Source organism: Bacillus sp. GM2 (genome assembly GCF_056155945.1).
In genome coordinates this window covers 405,172-424,229 of the sequence record NZ_JBRKSZ010000008.1, presented here as the reverse complement: position 1 = coordinate 424,229, position 19,058 = coordinate 405,172, and the positions used below count along the sequence as shown (strand labels likewise).

At 47.3% G+C, this 19,058-nt stretch carries 17 protein-coding genes, 2 pseudogenes and 1 riboswitch; of the genes and pseudogenes, 9 read left to right on the top strand and 10 right to left on the bottom strand.

Annotation, left to right across the window (positions count from 1 at the left end):
* Positions 1-49: 49 nt before the first annotated feature.
* Genes ACVC9U_RS16935 through ACVC9U_RS16925 form a run of 3 tightly spaced genes read right to left on the bottom strand, consistent with a single transcriptional unit; the run spans position 50 to position 3,418 of the window.
* Entirely contained in the window at positions 50-967 is a 918-nt protein-coding gene (locus tag ACVC9U_RS16935) for a prephenate dehydrogenase dimerization domain-containing protein (RefSeq protein ID WP_075753926.1), read from the bottom strand.
* Positions 964-3,060: an aminodeoxychorismate synthase component I gene (pabB, locus tag ACVC9U_RS16930; protein ID WP_075753928.1), complete on the bottom strand. Its 2,097-nt coding sequence runs from the start codon at positions 3,058-3,060 to the stop codon at positions 964-966. Before pabB ends, ACVC9U_RS16935 begins: the two co-directional genes overlap by 4 nt.
* The gene (locus ACVC9U_RS16925) at positions 3,029-3,418 is read right to left on the bottom strand and encodes a chorismate mutase family protein (protein ID WP_075753930.1); all 390 of its coding nucleotides are present in this window, start codon (positions 3,416-3,418) and stop codon (positions 3,029-3,031) included. The genes pabB and ACVC9U_RS16925 overlap by 32 nt, the downstream gene beginning before the upstream one ends.
* Before the next feature lie 999 nt (positions 3,419-4,417).
* On the opposite strand from ACVC9U_RS16925, the gene ACVC9U_RS16920 reads away from it, so the two are divergent.
* From ACVC9U_RS16920 to ACVC9U_RS16900, 5 genes and pseudogenes are all read left to right on the top strand, one after another.
* Complete coding sequence (locus ACVC9U_RS16920) at positions 4,418-4,582, top strand: hypothetical protein (protein ID WP_154495786.1); 165 nt, start codon at positions 4,418-4,420, stop codon at positions 4,580-4,582.
* Positions 4,583-4,677: 95 nt separating this feature from the next.
* Positions 4,678-4,923 carry a hypothetical protein gene (locus ACVC9U_RS16915; protein ID WP_075753932.1) on the top strand — a complete coding sequence of 82 codons (246 nt, stop codon included), beginning with the start codon at positions 4,678-4,680 and terminating at the stop codon, positions 4,921-4,923.
* A gap of 92 nt (positions 4,924-5,015) precedes the next feature.
* Positions 5,016-5,163: riboswitch (cyclic di-AMP (ydaO/yuaA leader) on the top strand.
* A 100-nt stretch (positions 5,164-5,263) separates the two neighbouring features.
* On the top strand, positions 5,264-7,084 hold the full coding sequence (locus tag ACVC9U_RS16910) for an APC family permease (RefSeq protein WP_075753934.1): 1,821 nt from the start codon (positions 5,264-5,266) through the stop codon (positions 7,082-7,084).
* 109 nt (positions 7,085-7,193) lie between these two features.
* Positions 7,194-8,915, top strand: a complete 1,722-nt coding sequence (locus ACVC9U_RS16905) for a pyruvate oxidase (RefSeq protein ID WP_145653667.1) — start codon at positions 7,194-7,196, stop codon at positions 8,913-8,915.
* A 150-nt stretch (positions 8,916-9,065) separates the two neighbouring features.
* Positions 9,066-9,659: pseudogene (locus ACVC9U_RS16900) on the top strand (lytic polysaccharide monooxygenase auxiliary activity family 9 protein); the annotation flags it as partial.
* A 119-nt stretch (positions 9,660-9,778) separates the two neighbouring features.
* Here ACVC9U_RS16900 and ACVC9U_RS16895 read toward each other — a convergent pair.
* The 5 genes from ACVC9U_RS16895 to aspA all read right to left on the bottom strand — a co-directional run bounded on the left by ACVC9U_RS16895 (position 9,779) and on the right by aspA (position 13,936).
* Positions 9,779-10,030, bottom strand: a complete 252-nt coding sequence (locus tag ACVC9U_RS16895) for a hypothetical protein (protein ID WP_020450232.1) — start codon at positions 10,028-10,030, stop codon at positions 9,779-9,781.
* A 71-nt stretch (positions 10,031-10,101) separates the two neighbouring features.
* On the bottom strand, positions 10,102-10,653 hold the full coding sequence (locus ACVC9U_RS16890) for a GNAT family N-acetyltransferase (RefSeq protein WP_441391314.1): 552 nt from the start codon (positions 10,651-10,653) through the stop codon (positions 10,102-10,104).
* Positions 10,654-10,707: 54 nt separating this feature from the next.
* Positions 10,708-11,988 (bottom strand): Nramp family divalent metal transporter, encoded by a 1,281-nt coding sequence (locus ACVC9U_RS16885; RefSeq protein WP_003179070.1) that lies wholly within the window; start codon positions 11,986-11,988, stop codon positions 10,708-10,710.
* Positions 11,989-12,170: 182 nt separating this feature from the next.
* A complete protein-coding gene (locus tag ACVC9U_RS16880) occupies positions 12,171-12,419 on the bottom strand; it encodes a GlsB/YeaQ/YmgE family stress response membrane protein (RefSeq protein WP_003179074.1) in 249 nt (82 codons plus the stop codon).
* Between the two features lie 95 nt (positions 12,420-12,514).
* Positions 12,515-13,936: an aspartate ammonia-lyase gene (aspA, locus tag ACVC9U_RS16875; RefSeq protein WP_441391313.1), complete on the bottom strand. Its 1,422-nt coding sequence runs from the start codon at positions 13,934-13,936 to the stop codon at positions 12,515-12,517.
* Between the two features lie 306 nt (positions 13,937-14,242).
* On the opposite strand from aspA, the gene ACVC9U_RS16870 reads away from it, so the two are divergent.
* A complete protein-coding gene (locus tag ACVC9U_RS16870; RefSeq protein WP_035337170.1) occupies positions 14,243-15,457 on the top strand; it encodes a macrolide family glycosyltransferase in 1,215 nt (404 codons plus the stop codon).
* On the opposite strand, the gene ACVC9U_RS16865 is transcribed toward ACVC9U_RS16870, so the two are convergent.
* Positions 15,454-15,900 (bottom strand): DUF2188 domain-containing protein, encoded by a 447-nt coding sequence (locus tag ACVC9U_RS16865; RefSeq protein WP_441391312.1) that lies wholly within the window; start codon positions 15,898-15,900, stop codon positions 15,454-15,456. The genes ACVC9U_RS16870 and ACVC9U_RS16865 overlap by 4 nt on opposite strands.
* 118 nt (positions 15,901-16,018) lie before the next feature.
* On the opposite strand from ACVC9U_RS16865, the gene ACVC9U_RS16860 reads away from it, so the two are divergent.
* Entirely contained in the window at positions 16,019-16,840 is an 822-nt protein-coding gene (locus tag ACVC9U_RS16860) for an EcsC family protein (RefSeq protein WP_023857886.1), read from the top strand.
* 43 nt (positions 16,841-16,883) lie between these two features.
* Here the strand turns inward: ACVC9U_RS16860 and ACVC9U_RS16855 are convergent, their stop codons facing one another.
* Complete coding sequence (locus tag ACVC9U_RS16855; protein ID WP_441391311.1) at positions 16,884-18,173, bottom strand: Na+/H+ antiporter NhaC family protein; 1,290 nt, start codon at positions 18,171-18,173, stop codon at positions 16,884-16,886.
* A gap of 128 nt (positions 18,174-18,301) precedes the next feature.
* On the opposite strand from ACVC9U_RS16855, the pseudogene ACVC9U_RS16850 reads away from it, so the two are divergent.
* Positions 18,302-18,631 (top strand): annotated as a pseudogene (locus ACVC9U_RS16850) (cupin domain-containing protein); the annotation flags it as partial.
* A gap of 6 nt (positions 18,632-18,637) precedes the next feature.
* Positions 18,638-18,991, top strand: a complete 354-nt coding sequence (locus ACVC9U_RS16845; RefSeq protein WP_306419670.1) for a YdbC family protein — start codon at positions 18,638-18,640, stop codon at positions 18,989-18,991.
* The last annotated feature ends 67 nt before the right edge of the window (positions 18,992-19,058 follow it).

Genomic DNA, 19,058 nt, shown 5'->3' with positions numbered 1-19,058 from the left:
CTGTTCCCTGTTCAAAGGAATCAGTTGTTTTTAAAATCCTTGATTCTACTCAATTAACCGGGTGGTTGGTTTGGCTGTGCTTTCCCTCCTTTGGTGCGATTGGACCTTCAAAGATACTAGTACAGAGATCTTGATAATGGGCTATTTCAGATCCAAATACCTCTCGGGATTTACGCAGCAGTTCGATGAATAAGGACTTATCACTCACCGATTCATTCAACGATCCAACTGCTTCAGCCAGTGCAGCACGCGCCGCCATTGCTTGGTGGTTCACGGATTGGACGTCCCAATACACATCCGGTGTTCCAGAACTAATCCGTGCCAGTAGCGCAAGCATAGTTGCATGCGGAGGGGGTGCAAGAGAACTAAGTTTTGCAATGTCAACATCTAATTCTGCGAGCGCCAATCCAAAGGTGAGTACCGCTGAATGAGTGAGTGCCTGCATAGCCGCGGCCAATTGATCATGCTCCTCAGCTTCTAATAGCACAGGACGACCTTTCCAATCTAAAATCATCTGAATCAAACGATTTCCTTTAGGCCCATCGTTTTGAACGATGACAGCTACCGGTCTACCCGCGATACTAAGACTGGGAGCAAACATAGGGTTAAGACCTATGCTTTCGAAAGGCAAACCCAAAGCGTGTATTTTTTTAAATATGGGTGACTGGACAGAAAGAGTGTGCGCCAAGAGAGAATCAGGCTTCATTAACGACCCGACAACTTTTACTGCATGAAGAGCCGCGGTCTCTGGTAAAGCGAGCATCACCATGTCCGCCTTTTGGATCATATCTTTGGCCTGTGGAGTCGGAACAGTGATGTCACACTTCTTGAATTGTCGACGAACGGAAGGAGGATTTATATCGATAATACATACTTCAACACCAGATCTTTCAAGGAGGTCTGCAAACATCCCGCCAACGCCGCCGGCTCCCCCCGCAATCACACACTGCCTTATTTCCTGACTCATCTTGAACCTCCCACTGCAGAGACTTCCGCTGCTGCGATAGCTGAGACCATAGCTCGCGCTTTAACCTGAGTTTCTTCGAACTCTTCTTCTGGATCTGACAATGCTACGATCGCTCCTCCGACACCAAAAGTCGCCTTGTCATCGGTCACAACAACTGTACGAATAACAATACTAAGATCCGCAGCGCCACTCAGTCCGAACCAGCCGAGGCTGCCCGAGTAGACACCGCGGGGGCCATCCTCGAGGCGGTCTATAATTTCCATCGTCCGAATTTTCGGAGCACCGGTCATAGAACCGCCTGGAAAAGCAGCACGGACGCAATCAACCGTTGATTTGTCCGGACGTATAGTGCCGCGAATCGTCGAGATCAACTGGTGGACTGGTGCATATGTTTCTACATCGAACAGCTTAGGGACATGAACAGATCCTATTTCACAAACAGTGTTAAGGTCATTTCTGACTAAGTCAACGATCATTAAGTTCTCTGCGAGATCTTTTTCATCATTTAGTAACTCATTTCGTAATTGAAGATCTTCAGCAGAAGTCCTGCCTCTCATACGAGTACCCTTGATCGGTTTGGACTCAACGATACGATCAGCACTGATTGAGAGGAACCGTTCCGGAGAGGCACTTAGTACTGCCGCATCCGCAAAGTTTAAAAATGCCCCATAGGGAACCGGACTGATTCTTCGCAGGTGCGTATACGTAATCCAAGGATCTATAGGGGTATAAACAGTTGCGGAATTAGTCAAGCATATCTCATAGGATTCACCATTGCGGATTTCTTCTAAGCAATTGTTGATCAGTTGAAGATAAGAAGGCCGGTTATGCCGAAACTCGATTGGGATATTGTGGTCTGGCACGGATGTAAGTACTGAATCCTTGTCCGAATCGTTTGCTGCAGCAGGAATGTCATCCAAGATTCGCTCTGCAGCATTTAGCCAGTTGAGTGCTTGCTTATTCTCATCCCCAGTCGAAAGACACAACAGATAGGCTTCCTGTTCAAGATGATCAAAAACAAGCATGCGGTCTGCGAAAAGCAAGGCCGCATCAGGGATCTCAGATTGATACCGGCTGCTCCCGCAAGTTTCAGCTTTTAGCTCATAGCCAATGTAACCCACATAGCCGAGATTGAAGTCAAAGGGAAGGCCTTCCGGAGCAGATGTTGCCCGACGGCGGATTTGCTCATCAAGATAATCATAAAATGACTGTTGAATGAACTGAGTCTCTTGACCCGAACGTTGTACTTTTACAACACCCTCTGCTACGCTATACGTAATATATTCAGCATTCTCCCCGGTACCATCGCCGAGATATGAAAATCGCGACAAGCCTTCGATGACACTGCTGCTGTCAAGCCAGAATCCATGAGGTGCATCAGCAAATAGTGCCTGGTAACTTGACTGAGCGTCAGGAAATCCCGATAATTTTCGAAAATGGATCCGGTAGAAATCGCTTTTAGAATGAGAAGGCTCCTTTAATTTGGGAGACGGTCTTGATCGTCCAGTGCGCTTCGGAGTCAGGTCTCGAAAGTTGGCAAGCAACTCATGACCATAATGACTGCAGATTGACTCGGGGTGGAATTGCACACCCCAAATCGGCAGATTGCGGTGTCGAAGCCCCATAATCAAACCATCTTTAGTCCACGCTATCGCTTCCACACCATCACCCAGATCAGTAACGACAAGGGAGTGATAGCGTACGACAGAGAACTCAGGAGGAAGCCCGTCAAAGATATCAACCCCTGAATGGTGAATGACTGATGTTCGTCCATGCATGGGCTCAGAAGCGTGGTTCACCTTCCCGCCAAATAAATGAGCTATGCCTTGATGTCCAAGACAGACTCCGAGAACTGGCAGCTTAGCTTCTTGAATAACAGTTGCATTAATACCAAAGTCCTCAACCCGTTCCGGTCGACCGGGGCCTGGGGAGATCACGATGTTGTCAATCTCATCAATCGGCACTTGTGACCAGTCTACATCATTACGGACAACTATTGGCGGTCGGCCATTTACTTCGCCGATCAATTGATAGAGGTTGTAAGTAAATGAATCATAGTTGTCAATTAGAAGTGTTTGTATCCCTGCCCCCATTAAACAATTCCTCCCTTTTTCCTTTTTGGCCGGCCAGGCTTGAAGAAATGTCCTGTCTGCGATTTTCTGAATTGTCAATTACGATATCCTCAACCCTGCACGTTTCAGAAATAATGAGCTCATAAAGGTTACGCAAAAACTCTTGACTTAAACCATTCTCGTCAGCGTATCGAGCTGCCCGTTCCTGGACAAAGTTAATTCGGTGCGGCTGCATCATCGGAATATTATACTCGCGTTTGTACAATCCAATCCTAATGCAGCATTCTAAACGTTCTTTCAATGTATCCAACAGTTGTTCATCAATACGATCAAGTTTTACACGCAGGCCCTCAAGCCCCTTTTCAATTTCTGATAACATGTAAATTTCCTCCAATTCTAAATTCTTTTGATAAAAGAGAGGGACTTTACCTATTGACGATCCGTGTATCCTCTTTCCGCCGAAAACTTAGACAATTAAGGGTTATTAAGGATAAGACTCATAAGATAAGAAGATTCTTAGTGTATCGACTATAGTTTCAGTGAAAATACCAGCAGATAGCAACAACCGAATCTCGAAGGTAGATGGCTTCCGTAGCACTTGACAATTTACAGCATTATGAATTCCTAGTGTGTGAGGAGACTCAACAAGTGGGTTAAGATTGTCATGGTATCTACATTAATAGATAGACCAGCTTGTCCTTCTAAAATGGAGCAACCTTGATACACTGCCACATGACAGGTTGAAGTATGCAAACAAACGGAATAACGCCATGCCAGAGTCGTTCAATGGTGTAACCGCAATATCCAAATCAACTATTTCTACAATGACAACATCCTCGTGAACATCAGGTGTTAAATCACCTCCGCACGAGCACTGCTATCCAATCAGTGCAGGCTCATTGGATGAATAATCCAGTGATATGGAGCAACAGCCGCGAGATTGCACCTGTGATGCTCGATTTTATAAAAGAAGATTATAAAAAAGTGTCGCCACGAACACCCCTGTGTTTGACGAAGGATTTAACAACCTTAACTTGGATTGAAGTTATGAAAATTCGGTTTGTTTTTCTGTTAAATTATAACTCCGAACCTAAATAATAACAATTAAAATATTAAAAAAGTTTCAACACTTGTGTGAATGAACTGCACCCCAGGACACCATCTAACAGCGCTGCTTCAACCGGCTCGAATACCGTGCAGTACGTATTATTACTGGGGACCGAATATTTTAAAAAAGAACTCGCAGAGTATTTGGATTACCTCAATCACAAACGGATTAAGATCAAATGAAAAGGCATGAATCCAGTACAATACCGGATTCATGCCAGGCAAACTGCTTCATGACGTTTTATTGTCTGATTTTTGGGGTTATATCAAAATGAGCGGCAGTTTACATGAGTGGTGTTTAGGATCGGATGGTTTGAAGCAGAAGAATTACTTTATGAAAACCGGCATTCTTTTTCGAACTTGGAGGGCCATTTTACTATGGAATACGAGCCTCGGAGGGAGCGGAATCAAAATCGCTGCCAAGACGGAGGCCTAACGACAGATCCGGATATGATCAATCGGAGCTTTGGGGCATATCCGTCTGCCGAATAAGATATTCAACAATCCATTCAGACCTACTTGCCATAAGGTGTGGGACGATTTTCAAAAGGCGGAGTCGGCCTTTATACAAGAACGGCTGACGAAGATTTCATCATTGATCATCATCCGGAATATCCTCATGTTTCGATTCGGATTTTCCGGGCGCTGCTTCAAGTTCAGCAGTGTGGTGGGGAGATATTAAGCGAGACGAGCACGGCTGGGAACACGAAGCATGATATCTCGATTTTCTCTTTAGCTCTGCCGGGTTTAAGAAAGGGAATGATGTACAATCAATAGGTCAGAAAGCCTATCTTCTGACGGTTTTTTTTATATTAAAAAAGTATTTACAATGCTCGTAAACGGGAGTATGATCTCTCTATAAAACGTATATTTCAAATTCGCTTAGTCTGTATCAGAGCGGGGGAACCATTTTGGGGCATAACATTGCCTCTAGGGGTGAATCCTTTTAAAGGTAGGGCAAACTCTCGTGAGCCCGAATCCGTCAGCTAACCTCGTAAGCGTTAAGAGAGAGGGAGATAACCTGGGAATAAAATCCGATTCCGCAGGGGCTTTTGCCTCTGTGCTTTTTTGTACGGGAAAATATGGAAATTGACAGTAAAAAGGAGAAGTTAAAATCATGTACAGTACAATAAAGCGGTTTTTAATCGGTAAACCATTGAAATCAAAAGAGCTGGGAGAACAAAAGATCACAAAGACGAAGGCCCTTGCTTTATTGTCTTCTGATGCCTTGTCTTCTGTCGCTTACGGTACAGAGCAAATTTTGATCGTGTTGGCTGCCGTCAGCACGGCTGCTCTATGGTATTCGCTGCCGATAGCGGTGGGCGTTTTGATTCTTTTGACGGCTTTGATCCTTTCCTACCGGCAGATTATATTTTCTTATCCGCATGGTGGAGGGGCGTATGTCGTTTCAAGGGAAAACCTTGGGGTAAATCCGGGGCTTGTCGCAGGCGGGTCCCTGCTCGTCGATTACATTCTGACGGTAGCGGTCAGCGTGTCGGCGGGAACAGATGCCATCACATCGGCGCTTCCGTCTCTGCATCCGTACCACCTGATCATCGCGGTCGTCCTTGTTCTATTCATCATGATATTAAATTTGCGCGGGTTAACGGAATCGGCTTCGATCTTGGCCTATCCGGTTTACTTGTTTGTCGCGGCTCTCTTGATTCTCATCGGGGTAGGGATTTTTAAATTGATGACCGGACAAGTTGAACCCGCTGAGCATGCGGCAATCGGGACGCCTGTCGCCGGATTGTCCCTGTTTTTGCTGCTCAAAGCTTTTTCATCAGGCTGTTCAGCTTTGACCGGGGTTGAGGCGATCTCAAACGCGATCCCGGCTTTCAGGGATCCGGCGCCGAAAAACGCCGCAAACACGCTTTTGATGATGGGAATCCTGCTTGCCGTTCTGTTTTCGGGAATTACGGTGCTCGCCTTCGGCTACGGCATCATGCCGAAAGGCGAAGAAACGGTCGTGTCCCAGATCGCATCGGAAACGTTCGGGCGCTCATTCCTTTACTTTTTCATACAGGGAACGACGTCGATGATTTTAGTATTGGCCGCCAACACCGGATTTTCAGCCTTCCCGCAGCTTGCGTTTAACCTGGCCCGTGATAAATACATGCCGAGAATGTTTACGGTCAGAGGAGACCGCTTAGGCTATTCAAACGGAATCATCTTTCTCGGCTTTGCTTCGATTTTGCTGATTCTTTTGTTTAACGGACAGACAGAACATTTAATTCCTTTATACGCGGTCGGCGTGTTCATCCCGTTTACGCTTTCTCAAACGGGTATGTGCCTGAAATGGATCAGACAAAAGCCGGAAGGCTGGGTATTGAAAATGATCATTAATGCAACAGGCACGGCGATCTCTGCAGTTGTTTTGCTCATTCTGTTTATCACGAAGTTTCATGTTGTATGGCCGATCGTTGTTTTCATGCCGATCGTCATCTGGATCTTCTATGTGGTCAAAAGGCACTATGATGCCGTCGGCGAACAGCTTAGAATGACAGGTAAGCCTTTGGAGCCGATCGAAGGGAACGTCGTCATTGTCCCTGTCGCCGGTGTGACGCACGTCGTCGAAAAGTCGATCCAATACGCCAAAACGTTGTCAGACCAGGTCATCGCGGTTCACGTATCGTTTGACAAAGAAGAAGAGAAAAAGATCGAAAAAAAATGGGAGGAGCTGCAAAACGGCGTCAGACTCGTTACCCTGCACTCCTCATACCGAAGCTTAATTCATCCTTTGGAAAAATTCCTGGAAACGGTGGAAGCGAAAGCGGCGAGCTACAACTATTCTGTCATGGTTCTCGTTCCGCAGTTCATTCCGAAAAAAAGCTGGCACAATATTCTTCACAATCAGTCAGCATTTTTGCTGCGCTTGAGGCTGCTGTGGAAAAAAGACATCGTCATCGCCACGCTCCCATACCATTTTAAAAAGTAAAAAGCTTGCAGAGCATGAGTCTCTGCAAGCTTTTTTTGCCTGCAGTATGCCGCGGAACGTTTGAACAGAAAAGGGAGGTGGTAACCAGACAGAAAAAGGAGGACGTGATATGGCAAACAAAACCGCAGGAAAAATAGCTGCAGAACTGCTGAAGGAATGGAATATTGATCATGTTTACGGCATGCCGGGGGACAGCGTCAACGAATTTATCGATGAATTGCGGCATGAAGAAAGCAGCCTCCGCTTCATTCAAGTGCGCCATGAAGAAACCGCTGCTCTCGCTGCCGCAGCTGATGCGAAGCTGACAGGCAAAATCGGCGTCTGCCTTTCGATAGCGGGCCCGGGCGCCGTTCATCTGCTGAACGGCTTGTATGACGCGAAAGCTGACGGGGCGCCTGTGCTGGCGATTACAGGGCAGGTGTCTTCGAATGAAATCGGAAGAGATTACTTTCAGGAGATCGGTCTTGAACGAATGTTTGAGGATGTGGCTGTCTTTAATCAGCAGGTTCATTCGGCCGAAGCCCTGCCTGACCTTTTAAATCAGGCGATCCGTACCGCATACAGCCAAAAAGGGGTCGCCGTACTGAGCGTATCCGATGATCTGTTTGCGGAAAAGATTAAGCGGAAGCCGGTTTATACGTCTGCGCTTTATATCGAGGGCGATCTTCAACCGAAGCAAAGCCAGCTGATGCAGTGTGCACAATTGATTAATCATGCGAAAAAGCCGGTGATTTTAGCGGGAAAAGGAATGAAATCGGCAAGAGATGAGCTGCTCGAGTTTGCAGATAAAGCGGCCGCCCCGATCATCGTTACGCTCCCCGGGAAAGGAGTCGTACCCGATCGGCACCCGCACATGCTCGGGAACCTCGGACACATCGGCACAAAACCCGCATATGAAGCGATGGAGGAAAGCGATCTGTTGATCATGCTGGGGACTTCTTTTCCGTACCGCGATTATCTGCCGGAAGATGCGCCGGCTATTCAGCTTGATAACAACCCGGCGAAAATCGGCAAACGGTATCCTGTCACCGCCGGCCTTGTCTGCGATGCGAAAAAAGGGCTTTTGGAACTGACGAAAACCATTGAACGGAAATCGAACCGCGCATTTTTGGAAAGCTGTATACAACATATGAGGAAGTGGCGCTATGAAATTGAAAAAGACGAACAGGTGGCGACAGCACCGCTTAAGCCTCAGCAGGTGATTGCAAGGCTTGAGGATGCAGTCGCCGATGATGCGGTCCTATCCGTTGACGTCGGAAATGTGACGGTTTGGACGGCGCGCCATTTTAATATGACCAATCAAGATTTTCTGATTTCAAGCTGGCTTGGCACGATGGGATGCGGTCTTCCAGGCGCGATTTCGGCAAAGCTTTCCAATCCGGAGCGCCAAGCTGTAGCCGTGTGCGGAGACGGCGGCTTCAGCATGTCCATGCACGATTTTCCGACTGCTGTCAAATATGAACTGCCCATTGTTGTCGTGATCTTAAATAATCAGAACTTGGGAATGATTCAATATGAACAGCAGGAAAAAGGGCATGTTAATTATGCGACAGCGCTCGAAAACGTCGATTATGCCAAGTTTGCCGAGGCCTGCGGCGGGAAGGGCTTCAGCGTGACAAAGCACGAAGAGCTCATACCGGCTTTGAAAAATGCCTTTCAATCACAAAAACCGTCGATTATCGATGTGGCAATAGCAGATGAACCGCCGCTTCCGGGAAAAATATCCTATACACAAGCTGTAAACTACAGCAAATATATGATCAAAAAACTGGTTGAGAAAAAAGAGCTCGACTTGCCGCCGCTGAAAAAAAGTTTGAAAAGGATTTTTTAGTATGATGCCAAGGGAGATCGTCCCTTGGCTTTATCATGTTCAGATGTTAAAATTTGATGGATAGTATTGGAATGTCCGCGTTTTTTCTTTTTGCATCAAAACCCGTCTCAACACAATAAAAAGAGAGGGGATTGAAACGTGGATTATTTTATGAAAAGTACCTTCAGTACAGCTTTCATACTAGCAGCCGGATTGTTGTTGATGTCAATCGTTCCTCAGCACGCCTTCGCTCATGGTTTTGTCGAAAAACCGGGGAGCAGAGCGGCTCTGTGCAGTGAGGCTTACGGACTTCTCAATCTGAACTGCGGAAGCGTGATGTATGAGCCGCAAAGCCTGGAAGCGAAAAAGGGTTTTCCGCATGACGGCCCGGCAGACGGACAAATAGCATCCGCGGGCGGACTGTTCGGCGGGATTCTTGATCAACAGTCGGAAAATCGCTGGTTTAAACATATCATGACCGGCGGGGAACACACCTTTACCTGGACATATACCGCCCCCCACAACACCAGCCAATGGCACTACTATATCACCAAAAAAGGCTGGGATCCTGACAAACCGCTAAAGCGTGCAGATTTCGAACGGATTGGAACCGTTCCGCATGATGGTTCCCCTGCATCCAGCCATTTATCTCACCAAATTTACATTCCAGAAGACCGCTCCGGGTATCATGTCATATTGGCCGTTTGGGATGTAGCTGATACTGAAAACGCTTTCTATCAGGTGATCGACGTTGATCTAGTGAACAAATAAAGCCCAGTCGTCTGAAAATCGGTTTGTGAATCAGCGGGTTTTGGTGCAAACAGAGAAAATAAGTAATCAAAAACCCCGGCTTTCCCAAAACATGCCGGGGTTTTTGATATTTGTTATTTCTTTTTCTTCATTGCGGCAGCCATGAACGGCAGCAGGGTGCCGAACAGCATTGTGCCGCCGAAGAAATTCCCGAGATAAGGCTGTCCGATCAGGTAGCAGACGGCAAATACAGCCGCAGCAAGACCGATCATGATATAGCCTGGATAAAACCTTTTTTTAAAGCTTGTCCGCTGGGTCACCCGAAAAAATATCAGCCCGATGACGAGCGGGACAATCCATAGGTAAAACAGTATAAATACTTTCATGATCAAAACTCCATATTTTTTTATCTATCATACCAGATTGCAGTGTAAAATGCGTGTGACAAATCCCGAACTTATTTGCTGCGGGCGAGGTATTCCTCCTTCAGGAGCCCGTATACGAAATGGTCGGCGAAGTGATCGTGGAGCCACTCGCATTGCCTGAGGCAGCCTTCTTTCGTAAAGCCGAGCCTTTCCGGAATCGCCTGGCTTTTTACGTTTTGAACAGCGGCTCTGATTTCAACACGGTTTAAATCGTATTCGTTGAACAACGTGTCGATCAGCGCCCGGCAGACATCTGTCATGATGCCTTTTCCGTGAAAAGGCTCGCCGAGCCAATAGCCGATCGAAGTCGTACGGTTAATCCAATTGATATAGTGGAGTCCGATGATTCCGGCAAATTGGCCTTGATGCCATATTCCCGCTTGAAACCCGTTGTTTGCAGCGGCCTGTTTCATGCTTTCTTCGATAAAAGCTTCGGTATCTTCCAGCTGCTTTGTGCCGTCCACCCAAAACAGCCATTTCCGCAACACATCTTTAGACTGTTGGATCTGCATATAAACGGCCCTGGCATCTTTTGGTTCGAGCATTTTTAAATACAGATCATCACGTACCATTAATTTAAACATCCAGAATCCCCCTTTTTCTCAGTATAATATAAAAAAGCCGACCGAGGCCGACTTTTAACCAGAAAATGTATCGTAAATCAGGAAAATATTGAGGGCGACGATTAAGGCAGCGATCAGCCATGAGACGGCTGTTATCCACTTTGCATTTTTCAGGCTCCCCATAATGCGTTTATTGCTCGTAAATAAGATAAGCGGGATAAGGGCAAAGGCGATGCCGAATGACAGGACGACCTGGCTCAAGACAAGAGCGGTTGTCGGATTCACCCCTGAAGCAATAATAGCGATCGGCGGCAAAATCGTAATGAACCGTCTTAAATAAAGCGGAATCCTGAAATTAATGAAGCCCTGCATGATAATATCTCCTGAAAGCGTTCCGACAGACGAACTTGATAAACCGGCTGTTAACAGGCCGACGCCGAACAATACGGCGGAAAGCGGACTGACCATGCTGCTGAAGTGGCTGAAGGCCACATCAAGGTCTTCGACGAAAATGCCGTTCTTATAAAACAGTGCAGCGGCTACGATCAGCATGCTCGCATTGATTGCTCCGGCAATCAGCATGGCGATCAAAATGTCGATGAACTCAAAGCGGAATATCTTTTTCTTTTCCGCTTCCGTTTTTCCGACCACTCTTCGCTGTGTGAGAGCGGAATGAAGATAGATGGCATGCGGCATCACCGTCGCTCCCAAGATTCCCGCCGCCAGCAGGATGCTGTCAGCACCATCGAAGCGGGGGACAAACATGCCCTCCAAAACCGATCCGATATCAGGTTTTGCAAAAAACGTTTGAAAGGCAAATGCGATCACGACGATGAAAAGCATTCCTGTTATCGCCGCTTCAAGCGGTCTGACGCCGCGCCTTTGCAGTTCCAAAATGGCGAAAGATCCGGCGGCAGCAATAATCGATGCTTCAAGCATCGGTATGCCGAACAGCAAGTAGAGCCCGAGAGCAGCTCCGATAAATTCGGCCAAGTCCGTCGCGATCACGACAAGCTCTCCCTGAATCCACAAGCCGATGGAGACCGGTTTGGGGAATTCTTCCCGGGCGACTTCGGGCAGGTTTTTACCCGTTGCAATTCCCAGTTTGGCTGACAATGACTGAATCAGCAAAGCCATAATATTTGAAAAAAGGATTACCCATAAAAGCAAGTAGCCGTATTTCGAACCAGCCGCGATATTTGTGGCGAAATTGCCTGGATCAATATAGGCTATAGCCGCGATAAACGCCGGACCCAAAAAAGGGAGCAGCCTTTTGAAGCCTTTGCTTTTTCCATCCAGTGCATCTTGGGCTTCTTTTGATATTTGCGAGTGTTTGGACAAATCGTGACTGACCATTTTATTCACCTATATTCTCAGTTGTTTTTCCTTGTACATAAAAGTTTCCTTAGTGCAAATTTATATCATCATCATATGCCCGCAATGATCAATTGTCAACCATAAGATGCTATAGTATATGCGAGAATGGTTTCGGCCAAACAAAAAAACCAGCACCGCTTTCGGGCGATGCTGGCTGGAAGTTATGCTTGAGAACCCATTCTTCCGCGGAAGATCAGGTTTAAAATGAAGACGAGAATTGCGGCTCCGATAATCGCCGGAAAGATGGCGAATCCCGCAATATCAGGCCCCCACGTACCAAACAGCCCGTGGCCGATCCAAGCTCCGATAAAGCCGATGACCATGGAGCCCGGTGCACCGTGGCCTCCGATTGCACCTCCGATTAATCCGATGACAATGGCTACGATTAAAGAAACGAGAAATCCTAACATTGTCTTTCCACCCTCTTTCAATTGATTTATATTAAATGTTTAGCCCGTCTCGGGCGTCTATAAACGCTTGAAAGCATATTGAGAAAGACGGATGGCTATTCCTCGAGAAGCGAAGCGCCTGCGATGCCCGGATGCGTCATTTCATAAGGATCCAGAATGAGATCCAATTCTTCCTCTGTTAAAACATCATGGAGCAAACACAGCTCGCGCACTGATCGTCCTGTGGCGATCGCTTCTTTCGCAATTCGTGCGGCGGCTTCATAGCCAAGGTGCGGATTGACAGCCGTAATGGTCCCTACGCTTTTTTCAACGAATTCCTTCAGCCTGATCTCATTCGCTTCAATCCCGGTGATGCAGTAATCGGTAAATACGCGAAATCCGTTGTTCATGATTTTAATCGACTGCAGCAAATTAAAGACAAGCACGGGCTCCATCACGTTTAACTCAAGCTGACCCGCCTCTGATGCAAGGCAGATGGTATTATCGTTGCCGATCACCTGAAATGCGATCTGGTTCATCAGCTCAGGCATCACCGGATTTACTTTGCCGGGCATGATAGAGGAGCCGGGCTGGCGGGGCGGCAGCCGGATCTCGGCTAGACCTGCCCTCGGGCCAGACGCCATTAAACGTAAATCGTTGGCGATCTTGGACATGTTCATCATGCCGACTTTCAAAGCAGCCGATACTTCTGTGTAGGCATCCGTGTTTTGTGTGGCATCGACAAGATGGTCTGCGCCGGTCAGCTGATAGCCGCTAATATCTGACAGGTGTGCGACAACGCTTTGAATATATCTCGGATCGGCGTTTAAACCTGTGCCGACTGCGGTGGCTCCCATATTGACTTCATAGAGATGATGCTGCGACTGCTTGATCCGCTGAATATCGCGTTCGATCACCCGGGAATAGGCTTCGAATTCCTGGCCGAGCCTGATCGGAACAGCATCCTGAAGATGGGTGCGGCCCATTTTAATAACGGAATCGAACTCCTCCGCTTTTTTGCGGAAGGCATCCAGCATATGCTCCATCGTCGATATGAGCTGTCTTAAGTGATTCAATGTGGCCAGATGAATGGCTGTCGGAAACACATCATTTGTAGATTGGGCCATATTGACATGCGTGTTCGGGCTTAAATGGAAGTAATCACCTTTTTCTTTTCCTAAAAGCTCCAAACCTCTGTTTGCGATCACTTCATTTGTATTCATATTCATTGAAGTGCCGGCGCCGCCTTGAATGGGGTCGACAATAAAATGATCGTGCCAGAGCCCTTCCGCTATTTCGCCGGCCGCTTTTACAATGACTTCGCCGAGCTCTTTATATAAACGTTTAATATCCATATTGGCGAGAGCCGCCGCTTTTTTGACCATTGCCAAAGCTTTAATCAGCTCTTCATCAATCTGGTAGCCTGTAATCGGAAAGTTCTCCACGGCCCTCATGGTTTGTACGCCGTAATAGGCGTCAGCCGGAACTTCTTTTTCGCCTAGAAAATCCTTTTCGATCCTGGTTGCTTTCGTATCCATGGCAAAACCTCCGTAGGTTGTTTCTTATGATGTATTGTGCCTCGATCGGCCGTGTTTTAATTTACTTTTAAAAAAAGGAAAATCGTCTTCTGATTGGGGCTGTCAAGTAATAAAGAGCCTGTTTTCTCTAATAATATACGCTCATTTGAATGGCAAAAAAATTTAAAGGAAAGATATGCAGAAACAGACAAATGGTTATATAGTTATGTTTATGTATTATTAACTTAATTAAATTTCTTTACTTCATTTGTCTTTTTGTAGTAAATTTCCTTATATAAATTTTCGTATGAGAAAGGAAGAGCTGTGATGGGACATGTACTGATGATCAATTTCCCGGGGGAGGGGCACATCAATCCCTCTCTTGGCGTCACAAAGGAGCTGCAAAGACGAGGAGAAAGCATCGTCTATTATGCAGTTGAGGAATACGCTGAAAAAATTAAAAAAACAGGGGCGGAAGTCCGTTTATACCCGGATTTCAGAGAGGCTTTATCACCCGGGAAAGAAAGAGAAAAGATGGACTTTGCCGAGTTGGTATACAATATGTCAGGTAAAGTCGATGAGATCGTTCAGCTCATCTGCCAGGAAGTCAGGGACGAGTCTTATGATTATGTGATATATGACCATCACTTTTTGGCGGGGAAAATCATTGCTGAAATGCTTGGGCTGCCGAGTGTTTCGTTATGTACGACATTTGCAATGGACGAGACGTTCGCAAAAACGTTTACCCTGCAAGGCGACCTTGAAAGCTCGCCGTATTTTGAAAAATTGAAGCAATCCCTTGGCGAATTAAGTGAGCGGTACCCCGTCAGTCTCGACAAGCCGTTTGACGTATTCTCCTGTCCGGGGGACATTACGATTGTCTTTACCTCCAGGGAGTTTCAGCCTCATGCCGAGCGATTTGGAAATGACTATTTGTTTGTCGGGCCGTCGATTACGAGCAGACAGGATCCAGGCAGCTTCCCGTTCGCTGAGCTGGAGGGGGAAACCGTCATCGTGATCTCGATGGGCACGATCTTTAATCAGCAAAAAGAGCTGTATCATATGTGTATCGAAGCGTTGAAAGACTTTGACGGCAAGGTGGTTATGGCTGTTGGGAAATCAACGGATCCCGCGGATCTCGGCACCATACCGGATCATTTTATCGTGAGGCCGTATATCCCGCAATTGGAGGTTTTGAAAAAAGCCGATGTATTTGTCACCCACGGCGGCATGAACAGTACAAATGAAGGCCTGTATTTTGATACGCCGCTCATCGTCATTCCGATGGGTGCTGACCAGTTTTTCGTCGCAGCTCAGGTGGAACGGACAGGGGCCGGGATCAAGCTTGATAAAAATGAACTTTCTCCGGCTGTTTTACAAAAAACGATTGAAGATATGCTTGAAAACCGCTCCTATAAAGACGGCGCCGCCAAAATCGGCCGCTCGCTCCGCGATGCCGGCGGCTATCAAAAAGCAGCTGATGCTGTATTGGAGTTGGCGGGGAAAAAAGTAAGACGCTCCAAAAACGGAGCGCCCCGTTAATTCATCCTGATCTTCCGCTCCACACTGCCGTCTTTTTTATGGACGATGCCGGCAGTGCCTTTGTTTTCGGCTATTTCTTTCGCCCGTTCGACGGCTTCTGCTTTTGTATCCTTTACTTCGCTGGCCCGCTTGGCGTCTTCGGCTTTGACTGCCCAGCCTTTTTCGTGTTTAATGACATGCTCGCACTTTTCCGCAAGCTCCGGCCTGCTGCTCGAACCGCTGTCACCGCGTACCGTTTCATCAGCTTCCTCCGCATAGGATTTGAGTTCGCTTTTGCTCCTGTTATCCGCCCATTCCTTCGCCTGACTCGTCGCGATCGGAATCGCCCGGCTTTCGTCGTATCCTTCGTCTACCATTGCATTCGCAATTTCAATGGCTTTCTTTTTTACCGGTTTGTCCAAATGTTTCAATGAAGCGGGATAGTCTTCCATTGACCATGGCATTTGATCATTCCTCCTTTTACATAAAGGTTTACCCTCCGGCTGCCGATTAAATAACACGGATTCATAAAGTGAATCATTGTATACTATAAAAAAACACGATTGAGAGGGCGAACCTTCTGTGCGCAACGATAAAACAGATTTGGAAAACGAACTGAAAAAAATTGAAAAATGGGAAAAAGAGCAGCAGAAAGCGTGGTTTTGGGAAAGGATCGGGCGGCTGCCGTTCAAGGTTCTGGACAAGCTTACACCGGCATTCATTCAAGATAAAATCGGTCTCTTGCTCGACGAAATCGGCGGCTTTATTCAAAATGGCGGCCAATATTTGACGTCCGAAAAACATCTGATCCGCCAGTTTCAAAAAAAGCTGCCGGATGAAACGATCGAAACGGTCGAAGATATTCAAAGGGCTCCTTTGGAAGTGATGGATCAAATGTGTGAAAACCTCGGAAAAAACAGGGCGAATACCGCGGCTGTCCAAGGAGCGACAACAGGTGTCGGCGGCTTATTCACGCTTGCCGTCGATATTCCCGCCATCCTCGGCCTTTCATTGAAGACATTACAGGACATCGCGGTGTCTTACGGCTACGATCCTAAAGAAAAAACGGAGCGGATGTTCATTATTAAATGCCTGCAGCTCAGCGCCGCTGATATTGTCGGGAAAAGGGCGATCATTCAGGAACTCAGCCGATACCATCTACAGTCAGGCTCACGGGAAAATATGATTTCGCAAATTCAAGGCTGGCGGGAGGTTGTTTATACATACCGCGATTCTTTCGGATGGAAAAAGCTGTTTCAAATGGTGCCCGTCGCAGGCATCCTCTTTGGCGCAATCTCAAACCGTTCAATGGTGAACGGCGTTGCCGAAACAGGAATGATGATGTATAAAAAGCGGAGGATCATGGAAAGGCTTGCGGAGCTGGACGCCGCAGAAACAGAGTGATAAAAAGGCTGCCGTTTCGATAACGGCAGCCTTTTTCATAGAGTTACGCTTTTTCCGTAAAGCGAGGCAGTCTGAAGATAATCGCGCATATGCCGCAGACGCCGATCAAAATCGGATAAAAAGAATAAGGAAGAATGCTGACAGGCGATATTTTCGCGATTTGTGCAGCTGACAGCATTTGCGCGCCGTAAGGAATCAATCCTTGTATCACACAGGAAAAGATATCGAGGATGCTCGCCGATTTCCTATTGTCGATTCCGTACCGGTCGGATAAATCTTTTGCCAGCGGCCCCGCTGTAATGATGGCAATCGTATTGTTGGCCGTCGCCAGGTTTGCCGCGCTGACAAGGCCGGCAATGCCCGCTTCCGCTCCTTTTTTTGAACGGATTCTCCGTGATACAAATTGAAGGAGAAATGCGATCCCGCCGTTTCGCTTCATCATTTCCGCCATTCCGCCAATCAGAAGCGATAAAATGATCAGTTCGGACATCCCGCCGATGCCTTCGGTGATCGAGGTTAAATACGTATGAAGCGTCAGGCTGCCTTCGGAAATACCGATTACTCCGGCTAACACGATGCCGCCGAAAATAACGGCCATAACATTAAATCCGAGAAGGGCGAATATCAGAACACCGAGATACGGCAGCACCTTCACCCAGCTGTAAGTCCCGGCTTGTGCGGCAGGATGCCCTCCGGCTGAAAACACCATCAGCAGGATGACCGTGGCAACCGCGGCAGGCAGGACGATCAGGAAATTCGTTTTAAACTTGTCCGACATTTTCGTCTTTTGTGTGCGGACAGCGGCAATGGTCGTATCGGAAATAAATGATAAGTTATCACCGAACATCGCGCCCCCCACAACCGCAGCAACCGAATAGGCCGCCGGAACGCCGATTTCGGCGCTGATCCCTGCTGCGATCGGAGCGAGCGCAGCAATCGTTCCGGTTGACGTGCCCATCGACACAGAGATAAACGCAGCGATGATAAATAAACCGGCAACCATAAACTGCCCCGGTACAAACGAAAGCGCAAGATTAACGGTTGATTCAACGGCCCCCATCGCCTTTGCGGCTGATGAAAACGCGCCGGCCAAAATAAAGATCATCACCATGATCATAATATCGGGGTGTCCGGCGCCTCTCGCAAACCACTCCGTCTTTTGGCTGAGCTTCTCCTTACGGTTCATCGCCAGTGAGACAACCGATGCCGCAAGCGCCGCGGCCACGATTGGCAGGCTGTAAAAATCGCCTGTGATCAAGCCTGATCCAACGAATAAACAAACAAATAAAAACAGCGGCAAAAGCCCTGAAGCTTTTCCGTTTTGATTTTGCATGATGTACACCTCTTCTATAGGTTCAAACCGTTTTTTCACCAATATCCAACACTTTAAAAGGCGAACGCTCAAAAGTCAAATGGTAAAATAAGTTCGGGAGAAAATCAAATGAAAGAGGAGTGAAGCTGATGGATCGCAAAACGAGTCTTCTTGAATTGACAAAGGAAGTCACAGAAAAGCACGCCAATTTTTCCGTTTCGGAAGTGAACGACCATTGTATGCGAATTGCTGTTTTGGAGGGCGAATACGTATGGCATTTCCATCCCGGCTCAGATGAGCTGTTTATTGTTTTGGAAGGAGAGCTGTTGATCGACTTTCAGGACCGTCCCGCAGAAGTCCTGAAAGCGAACGATTCCCTGCTGATTCCGAAAGGCGTCATTCACCGGACGCGCGCTGATGTAAGGTCGGTTAACCTTTGTATAGAAAAAACTAATGCGGAAACCGTCCCGTTCGCGGAAGGGAATGTGCTGAAGCTGATACGGTGCAAACCAGCCGGACAACAGCTTCATGCATTCAGCGAGGCGCAGGCCAAATGGGCTCCGCTGCAAAACGTCAGCGGATTCATCAGACAGTGGGGCGGATGGATGGAAACAGAAAACGGGCCGGAAGCCCTTGTCCTCGTGCTTTGGAAATCAAAGCGCGATTATTTGAACTTTATGGCCGATCATCATGATGCAATATATGAAAGAACGAATCAGAAAGGTACGTTCGAATCCATCAACATTACCCTGTTTGAAGAGCCTGCCGAGATATCTAAGACGCTGCAGAATAATACGCCGGCTCCGGTACCGGAATGGACGGTAAAAGGCAGCGGATGATTGCATGATTCCCGGACTCTTTCGTGAATGTGCTATTTGTGTTTACTCTTTTTGAAATGTGGAATGT

Excerpts from the sequence above, each read along its gene's own strand:
- ACVC9U_RS16935 (WP_075753926.1), bottom strand. The coding sequence starts at position 967 with ATGAGTCAGGAAATAAGGCAGTGTGTGATTGCGGGGGGAGCCGGCGGC.
- pabB (WP_075753928.1), bottom strand. The coding sequence starts at position 3,060 with ATGGGGGCAGGGATACAAACACTTCTAATTGACAACTATGATTCATTT.
- ACVC9U_RS16925 (WP_075753930.1), bottom strand. The coding sequence starts at position 3,418 with ATGTTATCAGAAATTGAAAAGGGGCTTGAGGGCCTGCGTGTAAAACTT.
- ACVC9U_RS16920 (WP_154495786.1), top strand. The coding sequence starts at position 4,418 with ATGAGCGGCAGTTTACATGAGTGGTGTTTAGGATCGGATGGTTTGAAG.
- ACVC9U_RS16910 (WP_075753934.1), top strand. The coding sequence starts at position 5,264 with ATGTACAGTACAATAAAGCGGTTTTTAATCGGTAAACCATTGAAATCA.
- ACVC9U_RS16905 (WP_145653667.1), top strand. The coding sequence starts at position 7,194 with ATGGCAAACAAAACCGCAGGAAAAATAGCTGCAGAACTGCTGAAGGAA.
- ACVC9U_RS16895 (WP_020450232.1), bottom strand. The coding sequence starts at position 10,030 with ATGAAAGTATTTATACTGTTTTACCTATGGATTGTCCCGCTCGTCATC.
- ACVC9U_RS16890 (WP_441391314.1), bottom strand. The coding sequence starts at position 10,653 with ATGTTTAAATTAATGGTACGTGATGATCTGTATTTAAAAATGCTCGAA.
- ACVC9U_RS16885 (WP_003179070.1), bottom strand. The coding sequence starts at position 11,988 with ATGGTCAGTCACGATTTGTCCAAACACTCGCAAATATCAAAAGAAGCC.
- ACVC9U_RS16880 (WP_003179074.1), bottom strand. The coding sequence starts at position 12,419 with ATGTTAGGATTTCTCGTTTCTTTAATCGTAGCCATTGTCATCGGATTA.
- aspA (WP_441391313.1), bottom strand. The coding sequence starts at position 13,936 with ATGGATACGAAAGCAACCAGGATCGAAAAGGATTTTCTAGGCGAAAAA.
- ACVC9U_RS16870 (WP_035337170.1), top strand. The coding sequence starts at position 14,243 with ATGGGACATGTACTGATGATCAATTTCCCGGGGGAGGGGCACATCAAT.
- ACVC9U_RS16865 (WP_441391312.1), bottom strand. The coding sequence starts at position 15,900 with ATGCCATGGTCAATGGAAGACTATCCCGCTTCATTGAAACATTTGGAC.
- ACVC9U_RS16855 (WP_441391311.1), bottom strand. The coding sequence starts at position 18,173 with ATGCAAAATCAAAACGGAAAAGCTTCAGGGCTTTTGCCGCTGTTTTTA.